General features: G+C 60.5%; 3 protein-coding genes. All 3 read right to left on the bottom strand.

From position 1 onward, the window contains the following. Positions 1-149 precede the first annotated feature (149 nt). Complete coding sequence (gene hisA / locus AC1DWI_RS19940; protein ID WP_477658834.1) at positions 150-890, bottom strand: 1-(5-phosphoribosyl)-5-[(5-phosphoribosylamino)methylideneamino]imidazole-4-carboxamide isomerase; 741 nt, start codon at positions 888-890, stop codon at positions 150-152. Between the two features lie 94 nt (positions 891-984). Then, entirely contained in the window at positions 985-1,674 is a 690-nt protein-coding gene (gene hisH / locus AC1DWI_RS19935; protein WP_477725549.1) for an imidazole glycerol phosphate synthase subunit HisH, read from the bottom strand. 124 nt (positions 1,675-1,798) lie between these two features. Beyond that, positions 1,799-2,400: imidazoleglycerol-phosphate dehydratase HisB (gene hisB, locus AC1DWI_RS19930; protein WP_477725548.1), on the bottom strand; the 602-nt coding region annotated here is incomplete at its 5' end.

Below are 2,400 nucleotides of genomic sequence, written 5' to 3'. Positions count from 1 at the left end.
ATCCCACAAGATAAGACGCGGTATCAAGCCCGAACCAGATGACGAAACCGGCCACAAACATGAGAGGAGCGGCAGCCAATAGTGAGACTCCCCAAATAGCCCAAAACCAGTTGGGAGTAACAGGCTTCTCCAATGAAGAAAGTCCTGTCTCAGCCGTTCAGTTCATCGGCCCTGGCCTGGGCTTTCTCAAAATCGAGATCACCGCTGTAAATCGAGCGCCCGCAGATCACACCTTCCACGCCCTCTTCCTCGACCTCGCAGAGTTTTTCGATGTCAGCCATGTTCGAAAGGCCGCCCGAAGCGATCACGGGAATCGTCAGCGCCTGGGCGAGCTTGACGGTGGCGTCGATGTTGATGCCGGTCAGCATGCCGTCGCGGCCGATATCGGTGTAGATGATGGATTCGACGCCGTAGTCCTGGAATTTCTTGCCGAGATCGATGACCTCGTGGCCGGTCATCTTGCTCCAGCCGTCGGTGGCTACTTTGCCGTCCTTGGCGTCGAGGCCAACGATGATGTGGCCGCCGAACGCGGTGCAGGCGTCCTGCAGGAAGCCGGGGTTCTTTACAGCGGCCGTGCCGATGATGACGTAGCGCAGGCCAGCATCGAGGTAGCGCTCGATGGTGTCCAGGTCACGGATGCCGCCACCCAGCTGCACATCGATCTCGCTGCCGACTTCCGCCAGGATCTGCTTGATGGCTGCCTCGTTGCGGGGCTTGCCTGCGAACGCACCATTCAGGTCCACCAGGTGCAGGCGCCGCGCGCCCTTGTCGACCCAGCTGCGCGCCATGGCGGCCGGGTCTTCGCTGAAGATGGTGGATTGATCCATGTCGCCCTGTTTGAGGCGGACGCAGTGACCGTCTTTCAGGTCAATCGCGGGGATAAGTAGCATGTGCGGTTAAAGACGGTAAAACGGTAAAGTACAAAACGGACGCTCAGGGTAACAAAAAGCCGGACGCCCCGGTACCGGGTCTGACCCAAGGTATTCAGGGATTCCAGTGCAGGAAATTGCGGTACAGGGCCAGCCCATGGTCGGCACTCTTTTCGGGGTGGAACTGGGTGGCAAAAATATTATCGCGTGCAATCGCCGCCGTAAAGCGCGCGCCGTAGTCGGCCTCCCCCGCGATGTGGTGTGCATCCGACGGCCGGGCATAAAAGCTGTGTACAAAATAAAAGTACGCGCCGTCGGGCACGCCAGCCCAGACCGGGTGGGCCCTGGCCGTGCCCGCACCATTTTGGTAAACCTGGTTCCAGCCCATCTGCGGCACCTTGTAACGGCTGCCGTCGGGCTGGATTTTGCCGGCCAGCTCGAATTTGGTGACCTCCCCAGGGATTAATCCGAGGCCGGTGGTACCCACGCCGCCGTCGCCGGGCTGGCCTTCGTCGCTGTGGCTCAGCAGCATCTGCATGCCAACACAAACACCGAACAGCGGCTTGTTGGCCRCAGCGTGCAGCACCGACTCCAGCATGCCGGAATCTGCGAGCTCGCGCATGCAGTCGGCAATGGCGCCCTGGCCAGGCAGCACGATGCGTTCGGCCGACATCACATCTTCGGCCCGGGAGGTGACCAGCACGTCAAAGCCGCTGCCGCCCGCCACATGGCGAACAGCCTGTGACACGGAGTGCAGGTTGCCCATGCCGTAGTCGACCACGGCGACTGTTTTGGGTTTTGCCATTGAAAGTCGAAAGGTAGTTTGCTACGAATTTAATAGCTGCTTGCGCCCGTCACCATTGGTCTGGAGGCAAAAACAGGCATTAAAACAAGGATTGGACGTGTTCCCGGCGTTGAGTGCGAAGGGGTTACAGCGAACCCTTGGTCGATGGAATCACGCCTGCGGCGCGCGGGTCGATCTCCAGCGCCATACGCAGCGCGCGGGCAAATGCCTTGAACACGGTTTCGGCCTGGTGGTGGGCGTTCTCGCCCTTGAGGTTGTCGATGTGCAAGGTCACAAAGGCGTGGTTCACAAAGCCCTGGAAGAATTCGTAGGCGAGCTGGCTGTCGAAGGTGCCGATCATGCCGCTCTTGAAAGGAACATGCATCTCGAGGCCCGGACGGCCCGAAAAATCGACCACCACGCGCGACAGCGCCTCGTCGAGCGGCACATAGGCGTGGCCGTAGCGGCGCAGGCCTTTTTTGTCTCCCACAGCCTTGGCCACAGCCTGGCCCAGCGTGATGCCCACGTCTTCCACCGTGTGGTGGCCGTCAATGTGCAAATCGCCCTTGGCCTGGATGTCGAGGTCGATCAACCCGTGGCGGGCGATCTGGTCCAGCATGTGGTCGAAAAAGCCTATGCCCGTGGAAAGGCTGGCTTTACCGGTGCCGTCCAGGTTGAGCTTGACGATGATCTGGGTTTCGGCGGTGTTGCGTGAAACCTCGGCAATGCGGGGAGCGTGGGTAGGGG

The organism is Polaromonas sp. P3_C2 (genome assembly GCF_056402675.1).
Note: the sequence above shows the minus strand (reverse complement) of the source record. Positions and strands in the feature narration are given on the sequence as shown.

Bases quoted from the DNA above. Each gene is read 5' to 3' on its own strand.
- hisA (WP_477658834.1), bottom strand. From the start codon at position 890: ATGCTACTTATCCCCGCGATTGACCTGAAAGACGGTCACTGCGTCCGC.